Annotated in this window: 2 protein-coding genes and 6 pseudogenes; 4 read left to right on the top strand and 4 right to left on the bottom strand. The window is 59.5% G+C overall.

The window, feature by feature from the left end:
* A partial coding sequence (locus AB3X89_RS38665) for a 6-pyruvoyl tetrahydropterin synthase family protein (protein ID WP_368587867.1) occupies positions 1-371 on the top strand: 371 nt, incomplete at its 5' end.
* Positions 372-469: 98 nt separating this feature from the next.
* On the opposite strand, the pseudogene AB3X89_RS38660 reads toward AB3X89_RS38665, so the two are convergent.
* The 3 pseudogenes from AB3X89_RS38660 to AB3X89_RS38650 all read right to left on the bottom strand — a co-directional run.
* Positions 470-986, bottom strand: a pseudogene (locus AB3X89_RS38660) (IS6 family transposase); the annotation flags it as partial.
* Between the two features lie 38 nt (positions 987-1,024).
* Positions 1,025-1,431 (bottom strand): annotated as a pseudogene (locus AB3X89_RS38655) (IS6 family transposase); the annotation flags it as partial.
* A gap of 61 nt (positions 1,432-1,492) precedes the next feature.
* Positions 1,493-1,794, bottom strand: a pseudogene (locus AB3X89_RS38650) (DDE-type integrase/transposase/recombinase); the annotation flags it as partial.
* Positions 1,795-1,803: 9 nt separating this feature from the next.
* Here AB3X89_RS38650 and AB3X89_RS38645 point away from each other — a divergent pair.
* Together AB3X89_RS38645 and AB3X89_RS38640 are read left to right on the top strand one after the other, a co-directional pair.
* Positions 1,804-1,939, top strand: a pseudogene (locus AB3X89_RS38645) (IS110 family transposase); the annotation flags it as partial.
* A gap of 418 nt (positions 1,940-2,357) precedes the next feature.
* Positions 2,358-5,012 (top strand): prolyl oligopeptidase family serine peptidase, encoded by a 2,655-nt coding sequence (locus AB3X89_RS38640; protein ID WP_368587866.1) that lies wholly within the window; start codon positions 2,358-2,360, stop codon positions 5,010-5,012.
* A 62-nt stretch (positions 5,013-5,074) separates the two neighbouring features.
* On the opposite strand, the pseudogene AB3X89_RS38635 reads toward AB3X89_RS38640, so the two are convergent.
* Positions 5,075-5,429, bottom strand: a pseudogene (locus tag AB3X89_RS38635) (IS6 family transposase); the annotation flags it as partial.
* Here AB3X89_RS38635 and AB3X89_RS38630 point away from each other — a divergent pair.
* Positions 5,428-5,619 (top strand): annotated as a pseudogene (locus tag AB3X89_RS38630) (DDE-type integrase/transposase/recombinase); the annotation flags it as partial. The pseudogenes AB3X89_RS38635 and AB3X89_RS38630 sit on opposite strands and share 2 nt — an antisense overlap.
* Positions 5,620-5,743 lie beyond the last annotated feature (124 nt).

Here is a 5,743-nt window from a genome sequence, read left to right as displayed (position 1 = left end):
CAGCGCGAGGGCGTGATTATCGCGAACCTCGTGAATCTGTGGAACAGTTTCGGCAAGGCTGTTTGCGTCAAAAATGCCTAGTTGCGTCTGCAACCAACTGCGGCTCTGCCCTGCTGAACAAAGCCCTTTGCAATTGGGTCGAGGATCACTGGGATCACCGCATGTTGCTATGGATCGAAGATCCGTTCTATGCTGGCTTGCGCGACCTCGATCCGTCGGTGGTCGGCATGCCCTTCAATCCCACCGCTGAAAACTTGGCGCAGTGGCTGGTGACCAAGCTCGGCCCTGAGATCCTGCAGGAAACCGGCGTCCGGTTGGTCGAAGTACGAGTCGAGGAGACGCGCAAATGCAGTGTGACGTACCGGCTCTAACTGTGCCGCCCGTTGACATCTATCCCGTCAACGAGATTTTGGGTTGTGTCGCGTTAAGGACGATGCGACGATCAGGCGCCTAAGGTGAAGAGGATTGCTTACATCACGAGAGAATAGAATTGTTCGGCTGCAGTCGAGGCGACGCCATCGTCATACATCTGCCCCTTGCGGATCATGTGTGCGATCTCAATGCCAGACAGGATGATGCGCGCACAGCGGAAATCCTTGAACCCCATCATCGGTTTGATGATGCGTTTGATGGCACGGTGATCCTGCTCGACGACGTTGTTTAGGTATTTTTTGCCGGACCTTGATCGGCGTTAAACGCTCGGCATTGAGCGCTTCAAGCGCAGCCAGATTGGCACCGCTCCTGTCCACGGTGATTGTCTCGGGCTCGCCGTTCTGTTCAATCGCCTTCTCGAAGTAGCGGCGCGCCGCGGCCTTGTCCCGATGGGCGCGCAGCAGGAAATCCACCGTGTTGCCCGCCTTGTCCACGGCACGGTACAAGTATTTCCAATGGCCTTTGACCTGGACATAGGTCTCATCGACGCGCCAGCTCTTGCCGACAGGCCCTTTGCGTTTGCGCAATGCTTTTTCAAACACCGGCAGCAGCTTTTGTCGATGGTCACGGTCTCTGGCGTACCATTATGGGCGATCGCCTTTTCAAAGAACCGCCGGGCAGCGACCTTGTCCGCCTGGCCCTGAGCAGGAAGTCGACCGTGTCGCCCGCCTTGTCCACTGCCCGGTAAAGATATTTCCACTCGCCTTTGATCTTGATATAGCTCTCGTCCATTCGCCAGCTTTTCCCAACCGGACGCTTGTGCTTGCGGAAGCGCCTTTCGAAGAGCGGCAGCAGCTTGATGACCCAGCGGTACACCGTCGAATGATCCACCGCGATACCACGCTCGTCCATCATTTCCGCAAGATTGCGCAAACTCAGCGAATAGGCCACGTACCATCGCACGCACAGCAAAATCACTTCAAGCGGGTAGTGAAGGCGCTTCAGGACCTTGGCCAGGCCCGGCGCGAGTGTGGTTCGCGGTGTCTTCGTCTTCTTCATCGCACAGCTCAAAAATTCGCTACCCAATTTTAACGTGGGCCTTACTGCAACAGAACCCTTTCGTCCGCGACTTGATGTTGCGGTGGTCCTGCTCGACCAGTTTATTGGGATATGTCGAGGATCGGACCTTCGGGTCCTCAGGCAGCAAGCCATCGGCCTTCATCTCGCGCACGGCGCGGTGCGAGGCCGCCTAGCCGTCAAGCGTGGTGGTCTTCGGTGTCTGGCCTTGATGTTTGATAGCCTTCCTGAAAAAGGCTTTCGCCGCCTCCCGTCCCGCTTTGCACGGAGCATGAAGTCAACCGTCTGGCTCACCCGATCCTCTGCCCGATAAAGATAGACCTACTTGCCGCGCAGCCTGAGATAGGCTATTTGCACCAGCGCCGCTGGCTGGGCCGGTGTTCGTTTTCCCGGCGCCTCGCAGCACCTCGCCTTTGACGAACACCGGCGCACGATCGAAGACCGGCCTGCGCAATGCGCCCGTCTCGAAACAGCCTCCCGCGTAGCGATAATCTCCTGACGCTTCTTAGAACCCGTTTCCCGATTTCTTTATTGCGACACAACCGCTCTGAGCCCTCTATCATTCTGATTTTCAGCGCCGCTTGTCCAGAGCCCGACATTGCCAACATCCGTGGGCGCAATTGTAAGAAGTGTGTCACACCACCCGCTGTCAACCCGGCTCCATTGGCGGAATCTTATTTGCATGCGCCCGCAACGTTCCGACCTGCGTCTACCTCTTGAACTTGTTCACCGGATTTCTCAGTGCTGTCCGCTCCCGCTGTTCAATTGGCCGGTGACACTTCTACTCTGGCACATGGATGCTGTTATAGGTGGGCGCATCCATCATGCATTGCTTACCGCTCAGAATCACAAGGCTCGAGTCATCACAGCCGATTGAGTTGGAGGGCGGGTGGGCCCGAAGCGCCTTGATGATCGATACACCTATCTTGGCATTGGCACAACCATTGCATATGCTCCTCGAAGACCACCAGAAATGGAATCAGGGGATGATTAAACAGCAAACCATACCTAATGAATCGCAGGCAAAGCCTCTGGGAACGATAGTCGATGGCTGCGTCGTCACCGCACCGGCGGCCGATGTTTTTTCATCCCCGGCCAACACGGCTGAGCCGTCTGCGCCTGCATCAGGCGCAGCCACGACGTCGTCCTCCGGCTACGATCGGCCTCCCAAGCCGATCCTCGACGTGATGCTCGCGCCATCGCTCCGCGTGCCATTCCTTAGCCCGACTGGCACCCGGATGCTGCTCGTATCGTGGCAGAAATGTTTTTCCATCGCACGGATGGCAAGGCCATTCCTGCGCCTCGCCGGCGTGCGTGTGGACCCCGGCAACCACGGCCGTCGCGGCATGGCCGGCGGCGGCATCAGGGAGCTCGTACTCGCGCAGGTGCCCAGCGGTGCAACGCGCCCCGTGGTGCTGCCGGAAAACGGTTGCGCGGGATACCCGCGATGGAGCGCCGATAGCAGGTATTTCGCCTTCGAAAACGTGACGGCGAATTCGGTCGATCTGTGGATCGGTGATGGCGACACTGGTGAGGTGCGTCAGGTGTCGGGCGTGCGACTGAATCCGATGTTGGGGAGTGAGCTCCGTTGGATGCCGGATCAGCGCACGCTGCTGGTAAAGCTCGTTCCCGCGCACCTTGGCCCGCCGCCTGCCACACCGAGCGCGCCGGCAGGGCCGATCATCCAGGAATCGGACGGCCGGTCGGGCGAAAGCAGCACCTACGAGGCACGCGATACGCTCAAGGACGCACACGATGTTGCGCTCTTCGACTACTACGCCACATCCCAACTCGCAGTCGTCCGTATTCGCGATATGAGCGTCGCGCTGGTTGGCTCGCCCGGTCGCTACTATGGGGTCCATCCAGCACCGGATGGACAGCATCTGCTGGTGTCGACGATACAGAAGCCGTACTCGTACCTTACGACTGTTGCGCGCTTCCCACGCGACATTGCCGTGTGGGACATTTCGGACCAAGCCCATGTCGTTGCGCATAAAATCGCATCGCGTCCTCTGATGGAGCGCGTACCGATTCACGGTGTGCCAACCGGACCGCGCCAATTTTCGTGGCGCACCACCGAACCGGCGACCCTTGTTTGGGCAGAAGCTCTAGACGGAGGCGACTGGAACGTCAATGCTCCGCAGCGCGACCGGCTCATGACGTCGACGGCGCCGTTTGACCAGCCGCCGCGAGAAGTGATGCGACTCGCGCAGCGATACTGCGGGATCGACTGGACGGCGCAGTCGGATCTGGCATTGCTGGCCGAATACAACGGCAATCGTCAATGGTGGAGCGCCTACCTCATCAACTTCGACGCGCGCATTCCCGCGCCGCGCCTGCTGTGGGATATGTCGTCTCACGAACAGTATGCAGATCCCGGAAACCCGGTAATGCGCACGCTGCCGAATGGCTTTTCGGTCATCCGTAAGGAGGGCGATTCAATCTTTCTCGCGGGTGCCGGCGCGTCGCCGCATGGCGACCGGCCGTTTCTCGACCGGCTCGACCTTGCGACGTTCAAGACGCAGCGACTGTTTCGCAGCGATAGGTCGAGTCTGGAGTCCTTCTTCGCGTTCACCGAAGATGACAGCCGCTCGTTCCTCACTTCGCATCAGTCGCCGACTGATCCGCCCAACGTCTACGTGCGCAGACTCCGTGCGGCAATCGACGCGCCGCCAGGCGAGGCAACGTTCACGTCGTCAAGTGCGGCGGTTACGCACACCACGGACCCGACGCCCGCCGTCCGGCAGATCAGGAAGCGCCTGGTGAGATACCAGCGGGCGGACGGGGTGGAGCTGTCTTTTACGCTCTATACGCCGCCTGGCTACCAGGAAGGCACGCGCATACCAGCGATCCTGTATGCGTATCCTCGTGACTATGCCGACGAATCGAAGGCCGGCCAGACCAGCGGCTCGCAGGAGACCTTCACGCAGCTCAGCAGGCACCGCCTGCTGCTGCTGGCCGGCTACGCAATTATCGACAACGCATCATTCCCGATCATTGGCGACCCGAAGCGGGCGTACGACACCTACATTGAGCAGATCGTCGCCGACGCACAGGCCGCGGTGGACGAGGCGGTTCGACTCGGCGTCGCAGACCCGAACCGCATTGGCGTAACCGGCCACAGCCACGGCGCACTGATGACCGCGAACCTGCTCGCGCATTCAAACCTGTTTCGTGCGGGCGTCGCGACGAGCGGTGCGTACAACAAGACGCTCACTCCACGTGGGTTTCAGAATGAACGGCGCACCGTCTGGCAAGCGCAAGACGTCTACCTCAAGACGTCGCCGTTCTTCTATGCAGACAGATTAAAGGCTCCACTGCTGATCGTGCACGGCGCCGACGACCCGAACCCTGGAACGACGCCGCAGCAGGCCAGCCTCCTTTACGAGGCGATCCGCGGTAACGGCGGTATTACCCGACTCGTGATGCTGCCGCATGAGACACACGGGTACGCCGCGTGCGAATCGAATGAACAACTGGTTTATGAGATGCTGCGGTGGTTCGACCGCTACCTGAAGAGCGCACCGCCGGGCAACGCAACGCATTGTCGCGTTGCTGCCTGAGTCCGGTAGGGCCCTGTCAACTTGGCTGACTTCGTCGATGACGATCCACAACGCACAGGGGCTCAGAAGCCAGTCGACGGAGCTTGGATGACGTTGGTAAATTCGCGCCACGCGAAAAACCGGGCCCCGAGGTGTTTGCGATAGAGAGAAGCGCAGCAAAAGTCGTTCCAGTGCAAAGTGCTGCCGGATCGGACTGAAGCTCGACAGGAAGGCCCGGGGCACGAAAGCCTCGCATGCGCCGCTCCCTTGTGGGCTGATGGCTATTTTCAGCCCGGTGTTGACACGGGCCGCCGCCTTGACGAACACATGCTTCACGTTCTGCCGTTCCCGGATGTTTGCTTTCGCCGCCGGATAGCTGTGCAATTGATCGGTGACGATCTTGCGGGACACCGGCGTCGAATGCAGCACCCGGTTGAAGCACAAGCGTCCGGTTGGGAAAAGCTGGCGAATGGACGAGAGCTATATCAAGATCAAAGGCGAGTGGAAATATCTTTACCGGGCAGTGGACAAGGCTGGCGACACGGTCGAATTCCTGCTCAGGGCCAGGCGGGACAAGGACGCTGCCCGGCGGTTCTTTGAAAAGGCGATCGCCCATAATGGTACGCCAACTGGTTGCTAGTTTTTCAATGCCATCGAATTTGCGTGCGAGCCGCTGAGGACTGGATTTCCGATCAGGTCCCGAGATCAGCTATAACGTCCAGATTTCTGGACGCAGCGCATGACCGGAAACC

Source organism: Paraburkholderia sp. BR14320, assembly GCF_040948665.1.
GTDB classification, from domain to species: domain Bacteria; phylum Pseudomonadota; class Gammaproteobacteria; order Burkholderiales; family Burkholderiaceae; genus Paraburkholderia; species Paraburkholderia youngii.
The sequence above is the reverse complement of the archived record's forward strand: the minus strand, read 5'-3'. Positions and strand labels throughout refer to the sequence as shown.